Annotated in this window: 28 protein-coding genes; 2 read left to right on the forward strand and 26 right to left on the reverse strand. The window is 71.0% G+C overall.

From position 1 onward, the window contains the following. Positions 1 to 24: 24 nt before the first annotated feature. The 5 genes from V7S47_RS15305 to V7S47_RS15325 form a co-directional block, all read right to left on the reverse strand. Positions 25 to 213: a hypothetical protein gene (locus V7S47_RS15305; RefSeq protein ID WP_090859473.1), complete on the reverse strand. Its 189-nt coding sequence runs from the start codon at positions 211 to 213 to the stop codon at positions 25 to 27. A 65-nt stretch (positions 214 to 278) separates the two neighbouring features. Then, the gene (locus tag V7S47_RS15310) at positions 279 to 824 is read right to left on the reverse strand and encodes a hypothetical protein (protein ID WP_336562371.1); all 546 of its coding nucleotides are present in this window, start codon (positions 822 to 824) and stop codon (positions 279 to 281) included. 70 nt (positions 825 to 894) lie between these two features. Then, complete coding sequence (locus V7S47_RS15315; protein WP_336562372.1) at positions 895 to 1,488, reverse strand: histidine phosphatase family protein; 594 nt, start codon at positions 1,486 to 1,488, stop codon at positions 895 to 897. A gap of 3 nt (positions 1,489 to 1,491) precedes the next feature. Continuing rightward, complete coding sequence (locus V7S47_RS15320) at positions 1,492 to 3,495, reverse strand: protein meaA (RefSeq protein ID WP_336562373.1); 2,004 nt, start codon at positions 3,493 to 3,495, stop codon at positions 1,492 to 1,494. A gap of 229 nt (positions 3,496 to 3,724) precedes the next feature. After that, the gene (locus V7S47_RS15325) at positions 3,725 to 4,033 is read right to left on the reverse strand and encodes an STAS domain-containing protein (RefSeq protein ID WP_336562374.1); all 309 of its coding nucleotides are present in this window, start codon (positions 4,031 to 4,033) and stop codon (positions 3,725 to 3,727) included. A gap of 151 nt (positions 4,034 to 4,184) precedes the next feature. Between V7S47_RS15325 and V7S47_RS15330 the strand changes: the two genes are divergently transcribed. Both V7S47_RS15330 and V7S47_RS15335 read left to right on the forward strand, forming a co-directional pair. Continuing rightward, positions 4,185 to 4,760, forward strand: coding sequence for a cob(I)yrinic acid a,c-diamide adenosyltransferase (locus V7S47_RS15330; RefSeq protein ID WP_336562375.1), 576 nt, complete (start codon positions 4,185 to 4,187; stop codon positions 4,758 to 4,760). Between the two features lies 1 nt (position 4,761). Further along, positions 4,762 to 5,706 (forward strand): lytic transglycosylase domain-containing protein, encoded by a 945-nt coding sequence (locus V7S47_RS15335; protein WP_336562376.1) that lies wholly within the window; start codon positions 4,762 to 4,764, stop codon positions 5,704 to 5,706. Here V7S47_RS15335 and V7S47_RS15340 read toward each other — a convergent pair. From V7S47_RS15340 to rho, 21 genes are all read right to left on the reverse strand, one after another. Continuing rightward, positions 5,703 to 5,990, reverse strand: a complete 288-nt coding sequence (locus tag V7S47_RS15340; RefSeq protein ID WP_442945353.1) for a SelT/SelW/SelH family protein — start codon at positions 5,988 to 5,990, stop codon at positions 5,703 to 5,705. The two genes, V7S47_RS15335 and V7S47_RS15340, sit on opposite strands and share 4 nt — an antisense overlap. A gap of 1 nt (position 5,991) precedes the next feature. Beyond that, positions 5,992 to 7,182 (reverse strand): MFS transporter, encoded by a 1,191-nt coding sequence (locus V7S47_RS15345; protein WP_336562378.1) that lies wholly within the window; start codon positions 7,180 to 7,182, stop codon positions 5,992 to 5,994. Between the two features lie 37 nt (positions 7,183 to 7,219). Beyond that, the gene (locus tag V7S47_RS15350) at positions 7,220 to 7,663 is read right to left on the reverse strand and encodes a DUF2550 domain-containing protein (protein ID WP_090859490.1); all 444 of its coding nucleotides are present in this window, start codon (positions 7,661 to 7,663) and stop codon (positions 7,220 to 7,222) included. A gap of 127 nt (positions 7,664 to 7,790) precedes the next feature. Further along, positions 7,791 to 8,186 (reverse strand): F0F1 ATP synthase subunit epsilon, encoded by a 396-nt coding sequence (locus V7S47_RS15355; RefSeq protein ID WP_090859492.1) that lies wholly within the window; start codon positions 8,184 to 8,186, stop codon positions 7,791 to 7,793. Then, complete coding sequence (gene atpD, locus V7S47_RS15360; RefSeq protein ID WP_090859494.1) at positions 8,186 to 9,643, reverse strand: F0F1 ATP synthase subunit beta; 1,458 nt, start codon at positions 9,641 to 9,643, stop codon at positions 8,186 to 8,188. The genes V7S47_RS15355 and atpD overlap by 1 nt, the downstream gene beginning before the upstream one ends. Before the next feature lie 5 nt (positions 9,644 to 9,648). Further along, the gene (locus V7S47_RS15365) at positions 9,649 to 10,578 is read right to left on the reverse strand and encodes a F0F1 ATP synthase subunit gamma (protein ID WP_336562379.1); all 930 of its coding nucleotides are present in this window, start codon (positions 10,576 to 10,578) and stop codon (positions 9,649 to 9,651) included. A 7-nt stretch (positions 10,579 to 10,585) separates the two neighbouring features. Next, on the reverse strand, positions 10,586 to 12,229 hold the full coding sequence (gene atpA, locus V7S47_RS15370; RefSeq protein WP_336562380.1) for a F0F1 ATP synthase subunit alpha: 1,644 nt from the start codon (positions 12,227 to 12,229) through the stop codon (positions 10,586 to 10,588). 47 nt (positions 12,230 to 12,276) lie between these two features. Further along, entirely contained in the window at positions 12,277 to 13,089 is an 813-nt protein-coding gene (locus V7S47_RS15375; protein WP_090859501.1) for a F0F1 ATP synthase subunit delta, read from the reverse strand. Continuing rightward, complete coding sequence (locus V7S47_RS15380) at positions 13,089 to 13,640, reverse strand: F0F1 ATP synthase subunit B (protein WP_090859503.1); 552 nt, start codon at positions 13,638 to 13,640, stop codon at positions 13,089 to 13,091. Before V7S47_RS15380 ends, V7S47_RS15375 begins: the two co-directional genes overlap by 1 nt. A gap of 37 nt (positions 13,641 to 13,677) precedes the next feature. Beyond that, positions 13,678 to 13,881 carry an ATP synthase F0 subunit C gene (atpE, locus tag V7S47_RS15385; RefSeq protein WP_056908071.1) on the reverse strand — a complete coding sequence of 68 codons (204 nt, stop codon included), beginning with the start codon at positions 13,879 to 13,881 and terminating at the stop codon, positions 13,678 to 13,680. Positions 13,882 to 13,941: 60 nt separating this feature from the next. Then, positions 13,942 to 14,793: a F0F1 ATP synthase subunit A gene (atpB, locus tag V7S47_RS15390; RefSeq protein WP_244509474.1), complete on the reverse strand. Its 852-nt coding sequence runs from the start codon at positions 14,791 to 14,793 to the stop codon at positions 13,942 to 13,944. A 43-nt stretch (positions 14,794 to 14,836) separates the two neighbouring features. Continuing rightward, the gene (locus tag V7S47_RS15395; RefSeq protein ID WP_090859506.1) at positions 14,837 to 15,088 is read right to left on the reverse strand and encodes an AtpZ/AtpI family protein; all 252 of its coding nucleotides are present in this window, start codon (positions 15,086 to 15,088) and stop codon (positions 14,837 to 14,839) included. A gap of 27 nt (positions 15,089 to 15,115) precedes the next feature. Beyond that, a complete protein-coding gene (locus V7S47_RS15400; protein ID WP_336562382.1) occupies positions 15,116 to 15,613 on the reverse strand; it encodes a hypothetical protein in 498 nt (165 codons plus the stop codon). 123 nt (positions 15,614 to 15,736) lie between these two features. Then, positions 15,737 to 16,885, reverse strand: a complete 1,149-nt coding sequence (locus tag V7S47_RS15405; RefSeq protein ID WP_090859510.1) for a glycosyltransferase family 4 protein — start codon at positions 16,883 to 16,885, stop codon at positions 15,737 to 15,739. 3 nt (positions 16,886 to 16,888) lie between these two features. Beyond that, positions 16,889 to 17,548: an L-threonylcarbamoyladenylate synthase gene (locus V7S47_RS15410; protein WP_336562383.1), complete on the reverse strand. Its 660-nt coding sequence runs from the start codon at positions 17,546 to 17,548 to the stop codon at positions 16,889 to 16,891. A gap of 40 nt (positions 17,549 to 17,588) precedes the next feature. After that, positions 17,589 to 18,452, reverse strand: coding sequence for a peptide chain release factor N(5)-glutamine methyltransferase (prmC, locus tag V7S47_RS15415; RefSeq protein ID WP_336562384.1), 864 nt, complete (start codon positions 18,450 to 18,452; stop codon positions 17,589 to 17,591). After that, a complete protein-coding gene (prfA, locus tag V7S47_RS15420; RefSeq protein ID WP_090859517.1) occupies positions 18,449 to 19,522 on the reverse strand; it encodes a peptide chain release factor 1 in 1,074 nt (357 codons plus the stop codon). The genes prmC and prfA overlap by 4 nt, the downstream gene beginning before the upstream one ends. A gap of 93 nt (positions 19,523 to 19,615) precedes the next feature. Continuing rightward, positions 19,616 to 19,831, reverse strand: coding sequence for a 50S ribosomal protein L31 (gene rpmE / locus V7S47_RS15425; protein WP_090859519.1), 216 nt, complete (start codon positions 19,829 to 19,831; stop codon positions 19,616 to 19,618). 116 nt (positions 19,832 to 19,947) lie between these two features. Next, positions 19,948 to 21,552 carry a sensor histidine kinase gene (locus V7S47_RS15430; protein ID WP_336562385.1) on the reverse strand — a complete coding sequence of 535 codons (1,605 nt, stop codon included), beginning with the start codon at positions 21,550 to 21,552 and terminating at the stop codon, positions 19,948 to 19,950. Positions 21,553 to 21,560: 8 nt separating this feature from the next. Then, positions 21,561 to 21,932 (reverse strand): response regulator transcription factor, encoded by a 372-nt coding sequence (locus V7S47_RS15435; protein WP_090859523.1) that lies wholly within the window; start codon positions 21,930 to 21,932, stop codon positions 21,561 to 21,563. Positions 21,933 to 22,039: 107 nt separating this feature from the next. Beyond that, complete coding sequence (rho, locus tag V7S47_RS15440; protein ID WP_336562386.1) at positions 22,040 to 24,019, reverse strand: transcription termination factor Rho; 1,980 nt, start codon at positions 24,017 to 24,019, stop codon at positions 22,040 to 22,042. Between the last annotated feature and the right edge of the window lie 212 nt (positions 24,020 to 24,231).

Below are 24,231 nucleotides of genomic sequence, written 5' to 3' on the forward strand. Positions count from 1 at the left end.
CTAGCGAGGACGGGAGGTCGGGGATCAGGCGGCCTTGGCCAGCTTCTTCTTGCTGACCTTCTTGCCGTCCAGACGGACGAGCTTGCGCCTCTTGACCGTATACCCGTCGGGCAGCGTGCCCTCCTTCAGCATCCGCAGCGGGCACCGACCGCACTTCGACTTCGAGACGCAGCACTCCACCTTGGGGAGCTTGGTCTTGGTCTTCTTGCCCACGCCCGCATCGTACGCGACGTCCCTTAGGTGTGCCTTGCCTTCGTGACGCGTGACACGGAAGCAGGTCAGGCCCGCTCGCCGACGAGCGTCAGCAGATCGACCGTCAGCGCCCGGACGTCGTCGGCCGGCAGGTCCTCGGCCTGGAGAACGGACACCTGGACCGTCGTCCCATCCAGCAGCACGGCACCGCCGCCCTGCTGGTTCTCCCCACCCAGAGCGGTGCCGACCGCGACGAACGCGTCGTCGCCGACCCCGTCCAGGGTCTCCGCGGTGGCCCCGTCGAGCAGGCTCGTGACCCCCTGCCGGGTGCCGTCCATGCCACCGGAGCCCTCGTCGTACGGCGTCGCGACGAGGCTCGCCGAGACCGCGCGCGGGTCCTCCTGGTGGAACGAGCAGCCCCCGCCGGGCACCTCGGTCGTCGTCACGGTCGCGCCGAGAACCTCCCCGACGTCCTCGGCCGAGACCTGCGAGCAGACGTCGACCAGCTCGGACGAGCCGGATCCTCCGTCCCCGGGCGCGTCGGCCGCGGACGACCCGGAGGAGTCGTCACCGCCGCAGGAGGTCAGGACGGCGAGGGCGGCGAGGGCCAGGGCAGGGAGGGTACGGCGCATGCGGCGACCGTAGGGACCGGTCACCCCGGGGGTCTGTGGTCCGAACGGGCCATGGCGCGGCGGGTCGACCTCAGTCCAGCCGCAGGTGCTCGGCGGCCACGGACCAGGTCGCCCCGGCACGGACCAGCTCGACGTACCCGCCACCACCGAGCAGCAGGTCCCAGGCCGATGCGCGGGGACGACCCACCAGGACCGGGACGGTCGCCATGATCGCGCCGCCGTGGCTGACCACCAGGGCGGTGCCGTCCTCGTGCCGGTCGGCGACCTCCACGAGCACGGCGCGCACGCGCGCGACCACTCCCGAGACGGCCTCCCCGCCGGGGATGGTGGCCTCGTCGTCACCGCCGACCCACCGCTCGAAGACCGGCCCGATCACCTCGGTCTCGCTCCCGTCGGTGCCCGCGAGCGAGCCGACGCCGTACTCGCGCAGGCCCTCGCGGACGGTCACCTCGACGCCCAGCACACCGGCGGCGAGCTCCGCGGTCTGCACGGCCCGCGAGAGCGGGCTGCTCCAGACCGCCTCGACGCCCTCGGACCGGAGCCGGTCGCCGAGGGCACGCGCCTGGCCCCGGCCCTCGCCCGTGAGGGAGCCACCGTCGTCGGTGACCAGCTCCGTCTCGTAGTCCGCGAGCCCGTGCCGGCCGAGGAAGAGCCGCGCGACCACCGGTCAGTCCAGTCCGTTGGCGGCCCGGATGACGTCGACGATGCCGCCCATGATCTCGGTGAGCCCGAAGTCCTTCGGCGTGTAGACCGCGGCCACCCCCGCCTCGCGGAGCCGGCGCGCGTCGGAGTCGGGGATGATCCCGCCGACGATGACCGGTACGTCGTCGAGGCCTGCCGCGCGGAGGCCGTCGAGGACGGCGGGGACCAGCTCCATGTGGGAGCCGGAGAGGATCGACAGCCCGACGCAGTGCACGTCCTCGGCCACGGCCGCCGACACGATCTGGTCGGGGGTCAGCCGGATGCCCTGGTAGACGACCTCGAAGCCCGCGTCCCGCGCCCGTACGGCGACCTGCTCCGCACCGTTGCTGTGCCCGTCGAGGCCCGGCTTGCCGACCAGCAGCCGCAGCCGGCCGCCCAGCTCCTCGCCCGTCTCGCGGACCCGCTCCCGGACCGCGGCCAGCTCCGCGCCGGCCTCGGCCACGACCGCGCCGCTGACGCCGGTCGGGCCGCGGTACTCGCCGAACACCTCGCGCAGCGTGCCGGCCCACTCCCCCGTCGTCGCGCCCGCCCGGGCCGCGACCAGGGTGGGACCCATCAGGTTCGCCTCCGTCTTCGCGGCCGCCGCCAGCGCGGCGAGCGCCTCGGCGACCTCGGCCTCGTCCCGCTCGGCCTTCCAGGCCTCGACGCTGGCCCGGGCCGAGTTCTCCGCCTCCGGATCGGCGGCCATGATCGCGCCGTCCAGGTCGGCGGTCAGCGGGGACGGCTCGGTGGTCTCGTACTTGTTCACGCCCACGATGACCTCCTCGCCGGACTCGATCCGCGCGCGGCGGGCCGCGTGGGAGGAGACCAGCTCGGACTTCATGTACTCGACGGCCGCGATCGCACCGCCCATCGCCTGCACCCGGTCGATCTCGGCCTTGGCGCCCGCCACCAGCTCGGCGACCTTGGCCTCGATCACGTGCGAGCCGTCGAAGATGTCGTCGTACTCGAGCAGGTCGGACTCGAAGGCCAGCACCTGCTGCAGCCGCAGCGACCACTGCTGGTCCCACGGGCGCGGCAGGCCGAGCGCCTCGTTCCAGGCGGGCAGCTGGAGCGCGCGGGCCCGGGCGTTCTTCGAGAGCGTGACGCCCAGCATCTCCAGGACGATGCGCTGGACGTTGTTCTCCGGCTGGGCCTCGGTCAGGCCGAGCGAGTTGACCTGGACGCCGTACCGGAAGCGGCGCATCTTGGGGTCCTGCACGCCGTACCGCTCGCGGGTGATCTCGTCCCACAGCTGGACGAAGGCCCGCATCTTGCAGGTCTCCTCCACGAAGCGCACGCCCGCGTTGACGAAGAACGAGATCCGGCCGACGACCTTCTCGAAGTCGCCCTCGTCGACCTGGCCGGAGTTCTTGACCTGGTCGAGGACGGCGATCGCGGTACTCAGTGCGTAGGCGAGCTCCTGCGCCGGCGTCGCGCCGGCCTCCTGCAGGTGGTAGCTGCAGATGTTGATCGGGTTCCACTTCGGGATCTGATGGACCGTGTAGGCGATCATGTCGGCGATCAGCCGCATGGAGGCCTCGGGCGGGAACGCGTAGGTCCCGCGGGAGAGGTACTCCTTGATGATGTCGTTCTGGGTGGTGCCGGCCAGCTGGGCGGCGACCTCCTCCGGGGTGCTGTCCGGGTTCTGCTCCTCGGCCACCACCTGGTACATCGCGAGCATCCACATGGCGACCGCGTTGATCGTCATGGAGGTGTTCATCCCCGTGAGCGGGATGTCCGCGAAGAGCTTGCGCATCTCGCCCAGGTGCGGGACCGGGACGCCGACCTTGCCGACCTCACCCCGCGACATCACCGAGTCCGGGTCGTAGCCGGTCTGCGTGGGCAGGTCGAAGGCGACCGAGAGCCCCGTCTGCCCCTTGGCCAGGTTGCCGCGGTACAGCGCGTTGGACGCCTCCGCGGTGGAGTGCCCTGCGTAGGTGCGCATCACCCAGGGACGGTCGCGAACCGGTCGAGCGTTCTCGGTCATGGGACGAGAGTAGGACGCAGGCTACCGATTGGTAACCGTCCGGCGTGTGGTCAATCCGACAGTGTCAGCCCCTGTCCCCGCGCGCTGACCCGTCACTCAAGTACTCGAATCGGCGGCGTGTCGGCGCCGGATCGACGGTTCGCCCAGAGGTACGACGGCGTCCGCTCAGCGACCCGTGGACGGCGGCACGACACGCCGACGAATCAGGACATCCAGTGACGGGTCGGCGTCAGGCGGGGGTGGCGGTTCGCTCGACCTCGAGGACGCGGATCATCCGGGTCATGTGCAGCAGGCGCCGTACGGCGGGCCGGCAGCCGCGGAGCGTGAGGTGGTGACCGTCGCGGGCGGCCTGGCGGGTGGCCACACCGAGGACCTTCAGCGCGGTGAGGTCGATCGAGTCGACCCCCGAGAGGTCGACGACCACGTCGCCGTCGTGGAGGGCGAGCAGCTCGTAGAGCGCGTGGCGGACCTCCATGGTGCTGCGGACGTCGAAGTCACCGGCCAGCACGAGCGTCGACCCGTCCGTCTCGATGTCCATCGCAGCCTCCCGCGGCGCCAGGGTGTGGTCCTTTACCCACAATGACGCGCGGCACCACCGTTCGGTTGCACCGAGCACCGAACTTTCTTGCTCGTGTCGGTCGTGACTTCTTCAACCACCGTCCGCTCGGGTCCGTCGCTACCCTCGGCGCATGGTCAACCTCACCCGCATCTACACCCGCACCGGCGACGGCGGGGAGACCCGGCTCGGAGACATGAGCACCACGACGAAGAACGACCTGCGCCTGCACGCGTACGCCGACGTCGACGAGGCGAACGCGACCATCGGCCTCGCGCTGGCCGTCGGGAGCGTCGAGGACGACGTCGTCACCGTGCTCACCCGGGTGCAGAACGACCTCTTCGACGTGGGTGCCGACTTCTGCACCCCGGTCGTCCCCGACCCCGAGTACCCGCCGCTGCGCATCGAGCAGGAGTACGTCGACCGCCTCGAGGAGTGGTGCGACCACTACAACGAGGACCTGGAGACGCTGCGCTCCTTCATCCTCAGCGGCGGCACGCCGACCGCCGCGCACCTGCACGTCGCGCGCACCGTCGTACGACGGGCCGAGCGGTCGGCCTGGGCCGCCTTCGAGGTGCATCACGACACCATGAACAAGGTGGCCATCACCTATCTCAACCGGCTCTCCGACCTGCTCTTCATCCTGGCCCGGCACGCCAACCGGGCACAGGGCGACGTGCTGTGGGTGCCGGGCGGCGAGCGGGGCTGACGTGGCCCGGTTCCTCGGCCCGGTCGTCGCGCTGGTCCTCCTGGTCGGTTGCGCCTCGGCTCCGGCGCCGGACGCCCCCGAGCAGGACGTCACGCCGTCATCCTCGGCGACGCCGGACGCCCCGGCCGCGGAGCGCCGTACCGGGCTGACGCCGCCCGTGGTCGCCCGGTCACCGCGCGAGCTGGCCGAGCGCCTGCTCGCCGCTGAACGGATCACTCGCAGCACGAGCGCCGCGGACGCCGAGGTCGCCGCGGCGGCCTTCGAGAGCCAGGTGCTCTACCGTCAGCTCGCCCGACGGGAGGCCTGGCGGCGCCCGGTGGGCCGGATGCTCCCCCGCTGGCTGCGGGCCACGGCGCGCGCCCACGTCGCCGCTCGCCGCGACTTCCGCGGCATGCACCGCTCGCTGTCGCGGACCCTGCCCGCCTGGCGCATCGTCGCCCCCGCGAGCGAGGCGGACCTGAGGTCCTTCTACCGCCAGGGCGAGCGGCGCTTCGGGGTTCCGTGGGAGGTGCTCGCCGCGGTCAACCTCGTCGAGACCGGCTTCGGCCGGATCCGCGGTACGTCGGTCGCGGGCGCCCGGGGGCCGATGCAGTTCATGCCGGCCACCTGGCAGGCGTACGGGCGCGGTGACATCGATGACCCGCGCGACTCGATCCTGGCGGCGGCCCGCTACCTGGCCGCCAACGGAGGCGGGCGCGGCCGGGTGGCCGAGGCGCTGTACGCCTACAACCGGCACCCGGCGTACGTCCGCGGCGTGCAGGCGTACGCCGGGATCCTGCGGGCCGCGCCCGAGGCCCTCCGCGGGCTCTACCACTGGCAGGTCGTCTACCTCTCCGCCCGCGGCGACGTCTGGCTCCCCACCGGGTACGACCGGGAGCGACCGTTGCGGGTGGAGCGCTACCTGCAGCGTCACCCCGAGCGACTGCTCGACACGCGGACCGACTAGTCGTCGGCCGCGCGGTCGGCGTGGCCCAGCGACTTGTCCGGGGCCACGAGGTCGCGCACCCGCCGCTTCAGCTCGGTGATCTCGGGGAAGCCGCCGTCGCGCTTGCGGTTCCAGACGGTCTCGCCGGCCACCTCGACCCGGAAGACCCCTCCGGTGGTCGGCGCCAGCGCGACCTCGCCGAGCTCGTCGGCGAAGGTGGTCAGCAGCTCGCCGGCGTACCACTGCGCGCGCAGCAGCCAGCGGCACTGGGTGCAGTAGGTGATCAGGACACGAGGCGCGGGCACGTCAGCCATTCTCCGGTACGACGGGCCGCGCCGCGGACGCGCTGAGGAACGCGGGAACCATCAGCACCGCGACGACCAGCAGCGCGTCCAGCGTGCCGACGTGGTCGCCCACCAGGCCGAGGAGCGGCGGGCCGGCGAGGAAGGCGCTGTAGCCGATCGTCGACACGACGCTGACCCGGGCGGCCGAGCGGCGGCTGTCGTCGGCGGCGGCGCTCATCCCGACCGGGAACCCGAGCGACGCGCCCAGCCCCCAGACCAGGATCCCCAGCGCGACCACCAGCGAGTGCGGACCGAGCACGACCAGCACGATGCCGACGGCGGCCGCAGCAGCGGTCGCCCGCAGCACGGGCACGCGGCCGAAGCGGTCCAGGACGACCGGACCGAGCAGCCGGCCGGTGGTCATCGCGCAGACGAAGACCGAGAACCCCGCGACGCCGACCCAGTGGCGGACGTCGTACCCATCGATGAGCGCGAGCGAGAGCCAGTCGTTGGCCGTGCCCTCGACGAGGGCGAAGGCCAGCACCATCGCGCCGATCGCCAGCGTCCGGGGCTCGGTCCAGGCCGAGGCGGCGCTGCCGGACGGCTCGGCGTGGTCGACCTCGGCCGGCAGGAAGCGGCCTGACGTGATCACGGCGAGGGTGAGTGCGACCAGGGCGACAACGCCCAGGTGCAGGACCAGCGGTACGTCGGCCGCCGCCATCGGGATCCCGATCGCGGCACCGGCGATCGACCCGAAGCTCCAGCCCGCGTGGAAGCGGGGCATCACGGTGCGCTGAAGGCGACGCTCGACCTCGGCCGCCTCCACGTTCATCGCGACGTCCCAGATCCCGATGCCGATGCCGTGGACGAACAGGCCGAGCGCCGCCAGCGGCACCAGCTCGAGAACGCCCGCGCCGAGCGAGGCGAGCACCAGCCCGCACGCGTCGAAGGCCGCGCCCAGGCGCACCACGGTGGCCGCGCTCGAGCGCTGGATGAGCGCGCCCGTGGTCGGCAGGGTCAGCACCGAGCCGGCCGCGATGGCGAGGAGCAGCAGGCCGAGGTCCCCGTTGCCGAGGTCGAGGTGCTCGCGCACCGTCGGGATGCGGGACACCAGGGTCGCGAAGAGCAGTCCGTTGAGCGCGAACGACAGCCCGACGGCGTTGCGCGCGGGGATCACGTCGACGGCCACGCCGCCCAGTCCATCAGAAGCCATGGCCCCCGCCGCGGGTGGGCCGCCGGGTGAGCAGGAGCTAGCGCTGGTCCCAGTCGGTGCCGGGCGGCCGGGCCTCGAGCCAGGCCTGGAAGCCCGTCAGCGACGCCGTGCTCATCGCCAGCTCCAGGTCACCGTCCCGGGTGCTGAGCTCGATGACCAGGTGGTCGGGGTAGAGCGAGATCTCCTCGGGCCCCTCCGGGACGCGGCGTCCGTCGAAGGAGAGCTCGGCCCGGCTCCAGCAGGCCTTGGGCCGGGCGGACAACGAGAAGATGCGGAACCACTCCAGGGTCTCCCCGGAGTAGCGGCCCAGTCCCAGAAGCCAACCGCGCCCGGCCCTCGTGGACCGGACGCGGTAGCTGAGCTCGAAGGTGCCGCCGTGGCGCGAGATGACGCGACGGCGGACGATCAGGGCGACGCCGTACACCAGGAACAGCCCGAGCAGCAGTCCGGCCCCGTCCAGCAGCCACTGCCACACCGGCATTCCGTCCCCCTTGCACCGGACGCGACCCGGCGATCGCTCGCGCTCTCACCCTAGCGGGCGATGGACGCACGAGCGCGGTCGGGTCCGGCGTACCGGACCCGACCGCGCTCGGGGGTGAAGCGGTTGTTCAGGAAGCCTTCTCGACGGCCCGGATCCGGGCCTCGGCGAGCCGGATCCGGCGCTCGGTCTCGTCCGGTACGTCGAGCTCGCCGGACCGAGCCGCCTCGAGCTCCGCGCGGGCCTCGTCGACGTTGATCTCGCTGGCCAGCACCGAGCGCTCCGACAGGATCGAGACCCGGTCGTTGGCGACGGAGAGGAACCCGCCGTCGACCGCCGCGACGACGACGTCACCGTCGACCTCCGCGATCTCGACGACCGCCTCGGTCAGCAGGGACAGCATCGGCGCGTGCCCGCGCAGCACGCCGACGTCACCCTCCACCGTCCGTGCGATGACCATGGTGGCCTCACCCGACCAGACCGTGCGGTCGGCCGCGACGAGCTCCACCTGAAGGTTGTCAGCCATCAGAGACCCTTCTGGATCTCGGCCCACTTCGCCTCGACGTCGTCGAGGCCACCGCACATGAAGAACGCCTGCTCGGCCACGTGGTCGTAGTCCCCGTCGGCGATCTTGTTGAACGCCTCGATGGTGTCCTTGACCGGGACGGTCGAGCCCTCGATGCCGGTGAACTGCTTGGCGACGTAGGTGTTCTGCGACAGGAACCGCTGGATGCGGCGGGCGCGGGACACGATGATCTTGTCCTCTTCGGACAGCTCGTCGACACCGAGGATGGCGATGATGTCCTGGAGCTCCTTGTTGCGCTGCAGGATCTGCTTGATCCGGATGGCGCAGTCGTAGTGCTCCTGCCCGATGTACTGGGCGTCGAGGATCCGCGAGGTCGACGTCAGCGGGTCCACCGCGGGGTAGATGCCGAGCGACGCGATCTCACGGGAGAGCTCGGTCGTCGCGTCCAGGTGGGCGAACGTAGTCGCCGGCGCCGGGTCGGTGTAGTCGTCCGCGGGGACGTAGATCGCCTGCAGCGAGGTGATCGAGTTGCCTCGCGTCGAGGTGATCCGCTCCTGGAGCTGACCCATCTCGTCGGCCAGGTTGGGCTGGTAGCCCACGGCGGAGGGCATCCGACCCAGCAGGGTGGAGACCTCGGAGCCGGCCTGGGTGAACCGGAAGATGTTGTCGATGAACAGCAGCACGTCCTGGTTCTGCACGTCGCGGAAGTACTCCGCCATCGTCAGCGCGGACAGCGCCACCCGCAGCCGGGTGCCCGGCGGCTCGTCCATCTGGCCGAAGACGAGCGCGGTCTGACCGAGAACGCCCGCCTCCTCCATCTCGGCGATGAGGTCGTTGCCCTCACGGGTGCGCTCACCGACGCCGGCGAACACCGACACACCGCCGTGGTCCTTGGCGACGCGGGCGATCATCTCCTGGATGAGCACCGTCTTGCCGACGCCGGCGCCGCCGAACAGGCCGATCTTGCCGCCGTTGACGTAGGGCGTCAGCAGGTCGATGACCTTGATGCCGGTCTCGAACATCGTGGTCTTCGACTCGAGCTGGTCGAAGGCCGGCGCCTTGCGGTGGATGCCCCAGCGCTCGGTGACGTTGTACTCCTCGCCCTCCTCGAGGTTGAGGACGTCACCGGTCGCGTTGAACACGTGACCCTTGGTGATGTCGCCGACGGGGACCGTGATCGGCCCGCCGGTGTCGAGGACGGAGGCGCCGCGCACCAGGCCGTCGGTCGACTGCATCGAGATGGCGCGGACCATGCCGTCGCCGATGTGCAGCGCGACCTCGAGGATCAGCGTCTTGGTCTCGCCGTTGAGCTCGAGCTCGACCTCGAGCTTGTTGTACATGTCGGGCATCGCGTCCGCGGGGAACTCGATGTCGACCACGGGGCCGGTCACGCGGGCGATCCGACCGGTGCTCCCGGCGCCCGAGGCCTGGTCGGTCTCTTCAACAGTGGCAGTCATGTCTCTCACTCACTCCCGGCGTTGGCGTCGGCCAGCGCGTTGACGCCACCGACGATCTCGCTGATTTCCTGGGTAATGCCGGCCTGGCGGGCCTGGTTGGCGATACGGGTGTACTTCTTGATCAGCTCGTCGGCGTTGTCCGTCGCGGACTTCATCGCCTTCTGCCGAGCGGCGAGCTCGGAGGCCGCCGCCTGCAGGAGGGCGAAGAAGATCCGACTCTGGACGTACTGCGGGAGCAGCCCGTCGAGCACCGCCTCCGGCGACGGCTCGAACTCGTAGAGCGGCAGCACCTCGGACGCGCCGGGCTTCTCCCCCGGACCACCGTCCTCGGCCTCGACGACCTCGAGCGGCAGCAGCCGCACCGCGGTCGGCTCCTGGGTGAGCATCGAGCGGAAGCGCGTGTAGACCACGTGCACCTCGTCGACGTCGCCGTCCTCGCCCTGCTCCTTGAGGAAGGACTCGATCAGCGCGTGCCCGATCTCCGCGGCCACGTCGTACGACGGCTGGTCGGAGAAGCCCGTCCAGACCCGCACGACCGGGCGGCTGCGGAACTTGAAGTACGCCTCGCCCTTGCGACCGGTGATGTACCAGTCGATCTCCTTGCCCTCGTCGCGGAGCCGCTCGGCGAGCCGCTCCGCCTCCTTCAGCACGCTGGAGGAGTAGGCACCGGCGAGACCACGGTCGCTGGTCACCACGAGGACGGCGGCCCGCTTGGGGTTCTCCTCCTCGCGGGTCAGCGGGTGGTCGACGTTCGAGAACGTCGCGACGGCCGAGACCGCACGGGTCAGCTCACGGGCGTACGGCGCTGCCGCCTGTGCCCGCTGCTGCGCCTTGATGATGCGAGACGCAGCGATGAGCTCCATGGCGCGCGTGATCTTCTTCATCGACTCCGTCGACTTGATCCGCGCGCGGTACTCACGCAGCGATACAGCCATGGTGTCGTCAGCCCCGCTTCTGCTTGACGATCTGCTCCTGCTCGAGCTCCTCGTCCTCGAGGGCCTCGGCCTGGGCCTCGTGACCGACCTTGATCGAGCCGCCGTCCGACGTCTCGAACTGGTCGAGGAACGAGGTGTAGGCGTCCTCGAGCGAGGAAGCCGTGTCGTCGTCGAACTTCAGCGACTCACGGATCGCGGACAGGATGCCCTCGTGCGAGCGGCGCAGGTAGTCGAGGAACTCGTTCTCGAAGCGCAGCACGTCGTCGACCGGGACCTTGTCGAGGCGACCGGTGGTGCCGACCCACAGGGAGACGGTCATCTCCTCGACCGGGTACGGCGAGTACGCCGGCTGCTTCAGCAGAGCCATCAGCCGCTGGCCGCGGTCGAGCTGCTGGCGCGAGGCCGCATCGAGGTCGGAGGCGAACATCGCGAACGCCTCCATGGCGCGGAACTGGGCCAGGTCGACCTTCAGCGAGCCGGTGACGGCCTTCATCGCCTTGGTCATCGCCGAGCCACCCACGCGGGAGACCGACACACCGACGTCGATCGCCGGGCGCTGGTTGGCCGCGAACAGGTCCGACTGCAGGAAGATCTGGCCGTCGGTGATCGAGATGACGTTGGTCGGGATGAACGCCGAGACGTCGTTGGCCTTCGTCTCGATGATCGGCAGGCCCGTCATCGAGCCCTTGCCCATCTCGTCGGAGAGCTTCGCGCAGCGCTCGAGGAGCCGGCTGTGCAGGTAGAAGACGTCACCCGGGTAGGCCTCGCGGCCCGGCGGACGACGCAGCAGCAGCGACACGGCGCGGTAGGCCTCGGCCTGCTTGGTCAGGTCGTCGAACACGATGAGGACGTGCTTGCCCTCGTACATCCAGTGCTGGCCGATGGCCGAGCCGGTGTAGGGGGCGAGGTACTTGAAGCCGGCGGAGTCGGACGCGGGGGCGGCCACGATGGTCGTGTACTCCAGCGCGCCGGCCTCCTCGAGGGCGCCACGCACGGAGGCGATGGTCGAGCCCTTCTGGCCGATGGCGACGTAGATGCAGCGGACCTGCTTCTCCGGGTCGCCGGTCTCCCAGTACTGCTTCTGGTTGATGATCGTGTCGATCGCGACCGTGGTCTTGCCGGTGGCGCGGTCGCCGATGATCAGCTGACGCTGGCCGCGGCCGATCGGCGTCATGGCGTCGATCGCCTTGATGCCGGTCGCGAGCGGCTCGTGCACCGACTTGCGCTGCACCACCGACGGAGCCTGCAGCTCCAGCGCGCGACGACCGCTGGTCTCGAGGTCGCCGAGACCGTCGATCGCGTTGCCGAGCGGGTCGACGACACGACCGAGGTAGCCGTCACCGACGGGCACCGAGAGCACCTCGCCGGTCCGGCGGACCGTCTGGCCCTCCTCGATCTTGTCGAAGTCACCGAGGACGACGGCGCCGATCTCGCGGGTGTCGAGGTTCAGGGCCAGGCCCAGCGTGCCGTCCTCGAACTCGAGCAGCTCGTTCGCCATCGCCGAGGGCAGTCCGCTGATGCGCGCGATGCCGTCACCGGCCTCCGCGACCGTGCCGACCTCTTCCTTGCTGGCCGCCTCGGGCTGGTAGTCGGCGACGTACTTCTGCAGCGCGTCGCGGATCTCCTCCGGACGGATGGAGAGCTCCGTCATCGTTGTGCCTTCTCTCTTGTCTCTACTGACGTCTGGGTGGTGTGGGGTCAGCCCACGAGCCGGCGGCGGGCGTCGTCGAGACGGCTGGAGACCGTCCCGTCGATGACGTCGTCGCCGATCTCGACACGGATGCCGCCGAGCACGCTCGGGTCGACGACGAGGTTGAGGTGGACCGGGCGGCCGTACTGGGTCGACAGCGCCTGCTCGAGGCGCCCCCGCTCCGCGTCCGACAGGTCCCGGGCGACCCGGACGGTGGCGACACCCTGTCCGTGCACCTCGGCCGCGATCTTCTGGTACTCGTTCAGCGCAGCGCCCACCGTGCGGTGGGTGCCCGAGAGCGACTGCACGGCGAGCGTGACGGTGGCCGGGAGGGCCTTGCCGTCGAGCAGGCCGTGGAGCAGCGAGCTCTTGTCCTGGATCGACCGGGCGGGGTCCGAGAGCGCGTCGCGCAGCTCGGGGTTCGCCTTGACGACCTGGGCGAAGGCGAACAGCTCGTCCGAGAGCCGCCCACCGTCCTGACCCGCGGACCGGACCACGGCGACGGCGCCGAGGTGCTCGAGCGTGTCGGCGAGGTCGCGCGCCGCCGTCCAGCGGCTCGACACGGCCTTCGTGAGGACCCCGAGAGTCCCCCCGTCGACCTTGCCGGCGAAGACCTGCTGGACCAGCCCGGCCTTGGCCTCGGCCGGGATCGAGCCGTCGGTCGCGAACCGTCGCAGTGCCCCTTCGGAGCGCAGCGTCGCCGCGACGGAGAACAGCTCGTCGCCGACCGTGGACGCCGACGATCCGGCGCCGGAGAGCACGCTCTCCAGCTCAGTGGTCAGCGCCGCGAGGGCGTCGGCCGAGGCACCGCGCAGGCTCATCAGTTGACCCCGCTCCCGGGCGTGCCGGCCTCGAGGTCGGCGAGGAACCGCTCCACGACACGCGACTGGCGCTCGTCGTCGTCGAGGCTCTCGCCGACGATGCGGCCGGCCAGGGTGGTGGCCAGGGTGCCGACCTCGGCGCGCAGGGAGGTGACCGCCTGCTGGCGCTCCGCCTCGATCTGGGCCTTGCCGTGGTCGACGATCCGCGCTGCCTCGGTCTGGGCCTGCTCGCGCATCTCGGCGACGATCTGGGCACCCTGCTCACGCGCTTCCTCACGGATGCGCGCGGCCTCGTGCCGGGCGTCGGCGAGCTGCTTCTCGAGCTCGGCGAGCTTGGCGTCGGCCTCGGCCTGCTTGGTCTCGGCCGCCGCGAGGCCGCCTTCGATCGCCTTGGTGCGCTCGGTGTAGATCTCCTCGAACTTCGGCGCCACGAACTTGCTGACGGCGAAGAAGAGGATGCCGAACACGACGAGCGAGAGAACGATCTCGACGGTGTGCGGGAGCAGCGGGTTCAGCTCACCCGCCGCGAGGGGGACGAGTTGTGTCTGCATGGGCAGGTCCTTCCGGGTCCTACGTCAGTGGGACCGGTCAGAGGACGAACGCGAGGGCGATACCGATGATCGCGAGCGCCTCGGCGAGCGCGAAGCCCAGGATGGCGATCGACTGCAGGCGGCTCTGGGCCTCCGGCTGACGGGCGACACCGCTGATGTAGGCGGCGAAGATCAGACCGATGCCGACACCGGGGCCGATGGCAGCCAGGCCGTAACCGATCATGTTGAGGTTGCCGTCCACGGCGATTTCCTTTCGGTTGTTTCTACTTCAGAGGGGTGAAGCTGGGTGGTGCGGTGGAGATCAGTGCTCGTCCGCGAGCGCGCCCTGGATGTACATGGCGTTCAGGAGGACGAAGACGTAGGCCTGGAGGAACTGGATCAGGATCTCCAGGAAGGCGACCAGGGCGAAGAGCACCCAGGCCAGGACGCCGACCGGCGCGTAGGCGCCACCCATCTCGACGATGAGGTACTCGCCACCGAGGGCGAACAGGATCAGCAGGAGGTGGCCGGCGAACATGTTGCAGAACAGTCGCAGCGCCAGGGTGACCGGGCGGACCAGGATGTTCGACATGAACTCGAGCGGGACGAGCAGGAGCAGCATCGGGCCGCCGATGCCCGAGGGCACGCACTGCAGCTTCAGGTAACCGAGGAAGCCGTGCTTGCGGATGCCGACCGCGTTGTAGATGACCCAGCTCAGCAGCGCGAGGCCGTAGACCATGCCCGAGCGCGAGAACGTCGGGAACTGGATGAACGGGATCGTCGCGAACAGGTTGTTCAGCAGGATGAAGAAGAACAGCGTGAAGAGGTACGGCACGAACCTCGCGAAGTCGTGGCTGCCGATGATGTCGCGGCCCAGCGAGTTCCGGGCGAAGCCGTAGGCCTCCTCACCGACGAACTGCAGCTTGCCGGGGACCATCGCGCGCTTGCGGGACGCGAGGTAGAAGAAGACGAAGACGAGGACGCCGGCGAGGACGATCTGGAGCATCGGCTTGGTGACGCCGGCGACGAAGTCCTGGCCGAACATCGAGAAGGTGTCGTGGCCACCGCCGATCGCGGGGAGGTCGAAGTCCGCCGGACCGGGGGCGTGGAAGGACTCGCCACCCGAGCCCTCGCCGCCTTCGCTGCGGATGATGACGCTGCCGATGCCGCTCACCGTGTCTCCTGTGTCTGTGCTGCTACGTCGGTCGCTGCTGAATTCACTGCTTGCCGCCGTCCTGCGGATCGTCGTCCGGGATCTGGAAGCGCTTGTAGGTCTGGTAGGTGCCGAGCGCGGCACCCGCGATGATTCCGATCGCCACCAGGAACGACGTCCCCAGCCAGCGGTCGAGCCCCCAGCCGATCAGGCCGTACAGCAGCACGCCGGAGACGAGGTACCCGAAAGCGTTCCAGGGGTCGCCCTGGGGCCGGTTGGGGTCGCGTTGCCCTGCGGGGGGTTCGTGCGGAGCCATCGCGAACCGGACAATAGCAGTCGGACTTCATGCTCGATCACCCCCCTGCTCCGGGCGCCCACGACCGGCCGCCACCGGCTCCGGGGACTCCCCCGCCGGGAGGTCGTAGGCCGGGATCCGCATCCGGGTCGTCAGGACCACCTGGGCCGTCAGCCACACGAAGGTCCCGACGATGACGACGCCCGCGAGCCACTCACGGTCGAGGGTGTCGTCGAGCAGGCCCGAGCCGGACAGGGCGGCGAAGACCAACCCCATCAGCACGACCTGGAGCGTGTAGGTCAGCAGCGCGACCATCAGCGAGGCCGCCGGCATCACGGTCGCGACGACGTTGACGACCGTCGAGCCGAAGCCGATGACCGCGAGCACGAGGGCGGTGCCGGCGAGGGCGCCGTACGCCGCGGCCGAGCCGTCCGTCAGCGCACCTGCGAGGGCGCCGACGAGACCCAGCGACAGGGCCGCGAGGGCCGCGAGCAGCAGGACTCGTGTCCCGCTGGCGCGTGGGTCCTTCTTCGACTCGGTCGTCATCTCGGCGGCCCGTCCATGGAGGTGTGCGGCATGCTGATCGGTGGTGCGGGCGGCCCGGCGGGGCTGCTCGTGAAAACTATCACAAAGTCTCCGCAGCCCTGAACTCGAACGATCCAAGCCCGCTCAGGGGTCGACCGGCTCGTCGAGCGCCTCGAGGACCTTGGGCTTGTGCAGGACCGGCAGCGCGAAGGTGAGCACGACCGTCACGGCCGTCATGACCGCGAGCGAGACCCACATGCCGACTCCCTCGTACAGGCTGGCCAGGACCGTCCCGAAGGCCACCAGCGCGGCCCACAGCCACATGATGACGACCGCGCGGCGCTGGGAGTGCCCGATCTCCAGCAGCCGGTGGTGCAGATGCTGCTTGTCCGGGGCGAACGGCGAGCGACCGGCACGGGTACGGCGTACGACGGCCATCACCAGGTCCAGCAACGGCACCAGCAGGATCGAGACCGGGAGCAGGACGGGGAGCAGGGTCGGCAGCAGGCTTGCGGTCGCGCCCGCGCCGCCCTGGCTGAGGTCGGAGCTGGAGAACTGGCCGGTGAGGGTGATCGCGCTGGCCGAGAGCACCAGGCCGATGAGCATCGAGCCGCTGTCACCCATGAACAGCCGGGCGGGGTGGAAGTTGTGCACGAGGAAGCCGATGCACACGCCCGCCAGGGCCACGCTCAGCAGGGCGGCCGTCGTCGCGCGCGGCGCGCTGTTGAGGCGGGTGAGCTCGTAGCAGAAGACGAAGAAGGCCAGCGCCCCCACCGCGACGACGCCGGCGGCAAGACCGTCGAGACCGTCCACGAAGTTCACCGCGTTGACCGTCGCCACCACGATGAACCCGGTCAGCAGGGCACCCTGGGCGGCGTCGACGGTGTACTGCTGGCCGTCCCAGGTGAAGAAGTAGTACTGGATCTGGTAGCCGATGAGGAACGCCGCCGCCAGGACCTGGCCGCCCAGCTTGGTGAGGGCGTCCAGCTCGAAGAGGTCGTCGAGCACCCCGACCGCGCAGATCAGGGCGCCCGCGATGAGGACGACCCCGGCGTCGCGGAACACGAGCGGTCCGGCACCCGACAGGAACGGCAGCTCGCGGGCCACCAGGTAGGCCGCCACCAGACCGCCCAGCATGGCCAGGCCGCCGAGGTACGGGATCGGCTCGGCGTGGACGTCGCGGTCGCGGACCTTCGCGACCGCACCGGTGCGGAGCGCGATCTCGCGCGCGACCACCGTCAGCAGGTAGGTGACGGAGGCGGCGACGAGGAAGACCAGGATGTACTCCCGCAACCGCTACCCCTCGTCCGTGAGCGTCGCGCCGAGAGGCTCGAGCGCGGCGTTCAGGGTCCAGATCCCCAGGGCACCGCGGCGCAGGATCCGGCCCTGGGTGCCGGTGCAGTCGACGATCGTCGAGGCCTCGCCGCCGGGCGACGTCCCGTCGTCGACCACGACGGCGACCGACTCGCCGAGCATCTCCGTCGCCTGGTCGGCGTCCGTGGCCGCCGGCAGCCCGGTCTTGTTGGCCGAGCTGACCGCCAGGGGGCCGGTGCGCTCGAGGATCTCCAGGGCGACCGGGTGGTCGGGCATCCGGACCGCGACCGTGCCGCGGGTGTCCCCGATGTCCCACTGCAGGGACGTCTGCTGGTGGCAGACCAGGGTCAGCGGGCCGGGCCAGAAGGCCTCGACCAGCGCCCGGGCGTAGCCGGGCACCTTGGTCGCAAGGGCGTCGAGGGTCGTCGCGGAGCTGACCAGCACGGGCGGCGGCATCTCGCGGCCGCGGCCCTTCGCGGCGAGCAGGGCGCGGACGGCGTGCGGGTCGAACGCGTCGGCACCGATGCCGTAGACGGTGTCGGTCGGGATCACCACGAGCTCGCCGCGCTGGACCGCGAGGCTGGCCGCCTCGATGGCCGCCTCGCGCTCGTCCTCCGACGAGGTCGGGAAGCGCTCGCTCACGGCAGGATCACCACTGTCGTCACCAGGGTCGTCACAGGGGTCATCGTGCCAGCCGCGCGGTCAGGAACCGTGCCCGACCTGCCAGGTCCGGGTGGTCGCGGACGTCGCGCCAGCGTCCCGCGCCGGCGAACACGGCCGGTGCGGACTCGCCCTGGAGGTCGGCGTGCTCGGCGCCGACGACTCCTCCGGGCCTGAGCAGCAGCGCGGCCCGCGTCTCGAGGACGCGCATCGCGTCCAGGCCGTCGTCGCCTGAGAAGAGCGCGAGGTGCGGGTCGTGGTCCCGGGCCTCGGTCGCCACGGACTCCCAGGCGTCGAGCGGGATGTACGGCGGGTTGCAGACGACGACGTCGACCGTGCCGGCCAGGTCGTCGAACGCGGTCCCCATGTCCCCCAGCCGCAGGTCGACGTCCGTGCCGGCCAGGTTGCGCTCGGCCCAGGCGTGCGCGGCCGGGTCGAGTTCGACGGCGTGCACGCGGGCGCCCGGGACCTCGTCGGCGACCGACTTGGCCACCGCCCCCGAGCCGGTGCACAGGTCCACGACGACGCACCCGCCCCGCTCGGCCACGAGTTCCTCGGCCCGGGTGATCGCCCAACCGGCCAACAGCTCGGTCTCGGGCCGCGGCACGAACACCCCCGGGCCCACCTGCAGCTCGACGTTCCGGAACCAGGTCACCCCGGTGAGGTGCTGGAGCGGCTCGCGGGCGGCTCGGCGGTCCAGCAGCCCGTCGTACGTCTCCTGGGCGCTGGGCGCCACGTCCTCGACGAGGAACAGCCGCGACCGCTCGGTGCCGAGGACGTGCGCGAGCAGCACCGCGGCGTCGGTCTCGGGGCTGGCGACCCCGGCCTCGGCCAGCCGGGCCGCCGCGGCACGGAGCAGCTCGCGGGCCGCCGTCGGTCGGCTCATTGCTCCAGTGCCTCGAGCCGGGCCGCGAGATCGGCCTCGACGCTGGATGCCACCACCGGCCCCAGGTCGCCGTCCAGGACCTGGTCGAGGTTGTAGGCCTTGTAGCCGGTGCGATGGTCGGAGATCCGGTTCTCCGGGAAGTTGTAGGTGCGGATCCGCTCGGAGCGGTCCACCGTGCGGACCTGGCTGCGTCGTACGTCGCTGGCCTCCGCGTCCGCGGCTTCCTGGGCGGCGGCGAGGAGCCGCGCGCGGAGGATCCGCATCGCCTGCTCCTTGTTCTGCAGCTGGCTCTTCTCGTTCTGGCAGCTGGCGACGATCCCGGTGGGGACGTGGGTGATCCGCACCGCGGAGTCGGTCGTGTTGACGCTCTGGCCGCCGGGCCCGCTGCTGCGGTAGACGTCGATGCGCAGGTCGTTGTCGTTGATCTCGACGTCGACCTGCTCGGCCTCCGGCAGCACCAGCACGCCCGCCGCGCTGGTGTGGACCCGCCCCTGGGACTCGGTCACCGGCACCCGCTGGACGCGGTGCACGCCGGCCTCGAACTTCAGGAGCGCGTACGGCGTCTCCCCCGGCTCCGGCGTGCCCTTGGTCTTGACCGCCACGGTGACGGACTTGTAGCCGCCCAGGTCGGACTCGGTCGCGTCGAGCACCTCGGTGCGCCAGCCCCGGGCCTCGGCGTACCGGGTGTACATGCGGAGCAGGTCGCCGGCGAACAGCGCCGACTCCTCGCCGCCCTCCCCCGACTTCACCTCGAGGATCGCGTCCTTCTCGTCGGCCGGGTCGCGCGGGACGAGCAGCCGGCGCAGCCGCTCCTCCCCCTCGTGCAGCCGGGTCTCCAGCGACCGGGCCTCCTCGGCGAAGGCGGCGTCCTCGCCGGCCAGCTCGCGAGCGGCCTCGAGGTCGTCGCCGAGCCGCTGCCAGTCACGCCAGGCTCCGATGATCGAGGAGAGCGCGGCGTACCGCTGGTTGAGCTGCTTGGCCAGCCGGGCATCGGCGTGCGTCTCGGGAGCGGCCAGCCGCTCCTCCAGGTCACGGTGCTCCGCGAGCATGCCTTCGACAGCCTCGAACACTCGGGTCCCCTCGTCGGTCGGGTGGTGTGGGGTGGCGGAAATACGACGAGCGCCGGTCCCCGCCTGTGGGCGGGGACCGGCGCTCGGACGCAGCTACTTCTTGGCAGCCTTGGCGTAGCGGGCCTCGAAACGGGCGACGCGGCCGCCGGTGTCGAGGATCTTCTGCTTGCCGGTGTAGAACGGGTGGCACTGCGAGCACACGTCGGACTTGATGACGCCCGACGTCACGGTGCTGCGAGTGGTGAACGACGCGCCACAGGTGCAGGTCACCTGGGTCTCGACGTACTCGGGGTGGATGTCGCTCTTCATGGTGTCTTCCTCTCAGTCGCCGGGTCGCCTCCGCGCCGTGCGGAGCAGCGTGAACCGGAACCAGCGCACAAGTGTGCCACCGACTCCAACACCGTGGTAATCGGCGACATTCCCCCTCAGGTGACGCTGGGGAAGTCGACCACCCGGGCGAGCGGGGAGGTGTCCTCGGCGTGCAGCCGCAGCCGGATCGACACCGTGGTGCCGACCCGCTCCTGGGACTCGATCCGGACGTCGCCCGCGTGCTTGTCGACGATGGTCTGCACGATGCGGATGCCGAGACCGGTGCCCGCGATCTCGTTGGTCACGGCATTGGACGCCCGGAAGAAGCGGGTGCCGAGCCGCTCGACCTCGGCCTGCGGGATCCCGATCCCGTGGTCGGCGACGGTCACGGTCACGCGGCCCATCTCATCGGTGATCCCGACCTCGACCCGGCCGCCGTCGTGGCTGAACTTCACCGCGTTGCTGAGGACGTTGAGGAAGGCCCGGTTGAGCATCGCCCGGTCGGCGAGCACCGGCAGCGGCTCCGCCGGAGCCGTCACCGCGACGTCGATGCCGCGCCCGGCAGCCGTGATCCGGACGTCGGTGACGGCGTCGCGCACGACCTGGATCAGGTCGACCGCCTCCAGGTCGGTGGCGCGGTTCTCGGCCTTCGACAGGGTGAGCAGGTCGTCGATGAGCGCGCGCAGGCGCGAGACGTTGCGTCGGGTGGCCTCGAGCATCCGCTCGTGGCGGGGGCCCATCTCGCCCTCGAACTCCTCGGCGACCATCTCGAGGTACCCGCTGATCGTGGTCAACGGCGTCCGCAGCTCGTGCGAGACGTTGGAGACGAAGTCGTCCTTGGCGGTGTCGAGGGTGCGCAGCTCGTGCTGGATCCGGTTCTCGACGGCGCGGGCACGACCCTGCGCCTCGGCGAAGTCGTTCAGGGCGGCCGCAACCGCCCGGACCTCCTTGGGCCCGTCGTTGCGCGCTCGCACCTCGGGCTCGTTGCGCGACATCTTCTGCACGACGTTCTCGAGCGCGATAAGCGGCGCGGAGAGCTCGCTGAGCAGCCGGGTGCGGGAACGGGACACCCCGAGCCAGGCCAGGCCGGCGACCAGGACGATGGCCAGGATCGTGCCGCGGAATCGCCACCCGGCGTCCTCGCGGGCCTGTCGCACCCGTTGGTCGAACGCCTCGGACGTCGCGGCGTGGGTGTCCTCGACGGTCCCGAAGAGCGCCCGGCCGAGCTCGAAGCGCTGCTGGTCGAAGGTGCGCGGACCGCCCGGCGCGCCGATGCGGGGGTCGGCGTACTGGCTGATCCAGGCCTGGGCCGCCTCCTCCTGGCGGGTGACCAGGATGTCGAGCTGGGCATCGTCGGCGGCGAACTCTCGGACCCGCTGCTGGTCGCCCGGCAGCCGTTGGAGCAGCTGCTGATAGGCGTCCTGGGCCGTCGGGTCGTTGCTCGCCGCCCAGGACTCGACCGCGGCCTCCATCGAGGTCAGGTCGAGCAGCACGTCCTGGTTGGCGGCCGCGGCCGGCTGCAGCTCGTCGGTGAGGTGGTCGACCGCACGGGTCGAGAGCACCACGCCGAGGATGCCGATGACCGCCATCAGTCCGACGAGCGTGCCGAGGCGGAAGATCACCGGCGCGACGAGCCGGGCGACCGGGCGACCGCTGCTCGGCAGCGGTGCCGCCTTCCCCGGTGAGCGGTGCTGGATGCCGGACTGGACCGACGGTGCCACGGGGCCGCCTACTGCGAGCGCGAGAGGAGGGCCTCGACGCGCGAGGCCAGCTCCCGGGGGCTGAACGGCTTGGTGATGTAGTCGTCTGCGCCGGAGTCGAACCCGGTCTCCACGTCGGACTCCTGGGCCCGCGCCGTCAGCAGGATCACCGGCAGGTCGGCCAACCCCGGATCGGCGCGGATCGCCCGGATCGCATCGAGACCGGAGACCCCGGGCATCATGACGTCGAGCACCGCGAGGTCAGGACGCTGCGCCTGGCAGGCCTCGATGGCCGCCTGACCGTCCGAGACCGCCGTGATGTCGTGCCCGAGGGTCGAGAGCTTGAACTCGACGAGCTCCCGGATGTCGACGTCGTCGTCCGCCACCAGGATCCGTGCCACGTCCGTGTTCCTCCCTGCCATGATCCTCGCGCTTGCCCCCTGCGCGACGGCCTCGGCGAGCAGCCTAGCCGCAAGCCGCGACAGCCACGCCGCATTGGGGGCAAGCCTCAGTCGTCGCTGCCCGCGGTGGGCGTGGTCTTCTGCACCTGCATCAGGAACTCGTAGTTCGTCTGCGCCTTCTTCAGCCGCTCCAGCAGCAGCTCCAGCGCCTGCTGCCCGTCGAGGGACGACAGCACCCGCCGCAGCTTCCAGACGATCGCCAGCTCCTCCTTCGACAGGAGCAGCTCCTCGCGCCGGGTGCCGGACTGGATCGCGTCGATCGCCGGGAAGAGCCGCTTGTCGGCGAGGTCGCGCCGCAGCCGGATCTCCATGTTGCCGGTGCCCTTGAACTCCTCGAAGATCACCTCGTCCATCTTCGAGCCGCTCTCGATCAGCGCGGTCGCGAGGATGGTCAGGGAGCCGCCGTTCTCGATGTTGCGCGCGGCGCCGAAGAACTTCTTGGGCGGGTAGAGGGCCGCCGAGTCCACGCCGCCGGAGAGGATCCGACCGCTCGCCGGCGTCGCCAGGTTGTAGGCACGGCCCAGGCGGGTGATCCCGTCGAGGAGCACCACCACGTCGTGACCGAGCTCGACCAGCCGCTTGGCCCGCTCGATCGCCAGCTCGGCGACCATCGTGTGGTCGGCGGCCGGCCGGTCGAAGGTCGAGGAGATGACCTCGCCCTTGACCGAGCGCTCGAAGTCGGTGACCTCCTCCGGACGCTCGTCGACCAGGACCACCATCAGGTGGCACTCGGGGTTGTTGGTGGTGATCGAGTTAGCGATCGACTGCAGCACCATCGTCTTGCCGGCCTTGGCCGGGGACACGATCAGCCCGCGCTGGCCCTTGCCGATCGGCGCGGCGATGTCGATGACCCGACCGATCATGTTGTCGTGACCGGTCTCGAGGCGCAGCCGCTCCGAGGGGTAGAGCGGCGTCAGCTTGGAGAAGTCGACCCGGTGCTTCGAGCTCTCGGGGTCGGCCCCGTTGACGCTGTCGATGCGCACCATCGGGTTGAACTTCTCCTTGCGCTCGCCCTCGCGCGGCTGGCGCACCTGGCCGACCACGGCGTCGCCGCGTCGCAGGCCGAACTTCCGGACCATCGAGAGCGACACGTAGACGTCGTCCGTGCCCGGGAGGTAGCCGCTGGTGCGCACGAACGCGTAGTTGTCGAGCACGTCGAGGATGCCCGCAGCTGGCACCAGCACGTCGTCCTCGAGCACCGTCGTGTCGGGCTCGTTGCGGCCCCGCGGGGCGTCGGTGGCGCGGCCGGCCGGCGCCGGGCGGTCGCGGTCGCGATCACGGCCGCGGCGACGCCGGTTGCGGCCTCGGCCCTCGCCGTCGACGTCCTGCTCCTGCTCGCGGTTCTGGTCGCGCTGCTGGTCCCGGCTCTGCTCGCGGTTCTGCTCGCGCTGCTGGTCCCGGCTCTGGTCGCGCTGCTGCTCGCGGTTCTGGTCGCGCTGCTGCTCGCGGTTCTGGTCCCGGTTCTGCTCGCGGTTCTGCTCGCGCTGCTGGTCCCGGTTCTGCTCGCGGTTCTGGTCGCGCTGCTGGTCCCGGTTCTGCTCGCGCTGCTGCTCGCGGTTCTGCTGGCCCCGGTCGCGCTGCTGGCCCTTCTCGGGTCGCTCCTCCGGCTCGGACTGCTCAGCCCGCTCCTCGGCCGGGGCGTCCTGCTTGGCCTGCTTGGCCTGGCGCGACTGCCGCGGCTTGCGCTCGGCCTTCGGCTGGTCCGCCGGCTCGCCCGCGACGGGCAGCTCGGGCTGCGCCGGCGACTGCTCGGGCTGCGCCGGCTGCTCGGGGTCGGTCTTACGGCGGGTCGCGCGCTGGCGCGCCGGCTTCTCCGCCGTCGGCGCCGGTCCGCTCTGGGCAGCCTTGATGGCCTCCACGAGCTGCGCCTTCTTCATGCCACCCGCGCCCGCGATCCCCAGGCCGCCGGCCAGGGACTTCAGGTCCGCGAGGAGCATGGAGTTGAGCCCACCACCGCGCTTCTTGGGCGCCCCGCCGGCCGGGGCCGAGTCGGGGGCTGCGGTGGAGGAGTCGAGGGTCTCCGTCACGTGAGGTCCTTCCCACGTATCAGTGCCGAGGGCCGCCTACCGGGGCCGTCGGCTGCTGGTCGGGTCCTCTCCCCGACACCCGCGCCCGTCACAAGGACGAACGGAGGGGCACGGAGGTCCGTGCGGGAGAGGAAGGGTGGCGCACCAGGGCGCGTACGCCGAGCTGAGCGGCGTGCCGTCAATGTATCACCCGGGTGTCCGGCTGTGACGCG

The sequence above is a fragment of the Nocardioides sp. CCNWLW216 genome (genome assembly GCF_037120545.1).
GTDB classification, from domain to species: Bacteria; Actinomycetota; Actinomycetes; order Propionibacteriales; family Nocardioidaceae; genus Nocardioides; species Nocardioides lianchengensis.